The organism is Streptomyces sp. NPDC107522, assembly GCF_055657525.1.
Map to the genome: position 1 here is coordinate 1 of NZ_JBVKAU010000043.1, position 1,066 is coordinate 1,066.

The window sequence follows — 1,066 nt, forward strand, 5'->3', positions numbered from 1 at the left end:
CCTAGGTGTGCTGACCGGACAGGTTGGTGACGCGGCTGGCTGGGGTGTGGCCGCCGATGCCGGTGTGGGGTCGGTGGTAGTTGTACCAGTCCAGCCAGTCCGGAAACGCTGCCTGGCGTTCGTAGTCTGAGGTGTAGGGCCGGTGGTAGGCCCACTCGTCGAGCAGGGTGCGGTGGAAGCGTTCGACCTTGCCGTTGGTCTGTGGCCGCCAGGGCCGTGTCCAGCGGGGGCTGATGCCCAACTCGCGGCATGTGTCGCGCCAGGTGTTCTTGGTGTAGGCCCAGGCGTTGTCGGTCAGGACCCGCTCGACGCTCACCCCGCGGGCGGCGAACCAGGCGACAGCTCGCCGGAGGAAGCCGGCGCAGGTGGCGGCCTTCTCGTCGGGCAGGTCCTCGGTGTAGGCCAGGCGGGAGTGGTCGTCCAGCGCGGTGTGCAGGTAGGCGTATCCCGTGCCGGTCTTGTTGCGTCGGCCGTCGGCCCGGCCCAGGACCTTGTGGCCGCCGCCGTCGGGGATACGGCCGAGTTTCTTGACGTCGATGTGGACCAGTTCGCCTGGCCGGCTGCGCTCAAAGCGGCGGACGGGTTCGCCGGTGGCACGGTCCGTCGCTGCGAGCGCGGGTAGGCCGTGCCGGACGAGGATGCGGTGGGCGGTGGAGGCGGCGATGCCACATCGGGCGGCCAGCCGCACCGGCCCGATGCGGTGCTCGCGCCTTAGCCGGACGACCTGCCGTTCCACCGCGGCTGGGGCCTGCCGTGGGCTGTGGTGGGGGCGGCTGGAGCGGTCGTGCATACCGGCTGATCCGTGCCGGCGGTAGCGGCTGGCCCATCGGGCAGCAGTGGTGTGGCTGACCTGGAAGCGTTCCGCGGCTCGTCGTAGCGGCCAGCCATCCTCGACGACACACCGGGCCAGACGCAGCCGGCCGGTCGGTGTCAGCGGGGCGTTACGGTGGGACAACGAGGGCCTCCTGGCAGTCGGTTGTTGATGTCGCAATCCACACCGAAACCAGAGGCCCTCGCCTCGTTCAAGAACCACTCAAGGCGTGTCGCCCGTCACCAACGTCCCCGG

Annotated in this window: 1 protein-coding gene; it reads right to left on the reverse strand. The window is 70.3% G+C overall.

What is annotated here, in order from left to right:
• Position 1: 1 nt before the first annotated feature.
• Positions 2–955, reverse strand: coding sequence for an IS481 family transposase (locus ACZ7L6_RS43410; protein ID WP_471934070.1), 954 nt, complete (start codon positions 953–955; stop codon positions 2–4).
• Between the last annotated feature and the right edge of the window lie 111 nt (positions 956–1,066).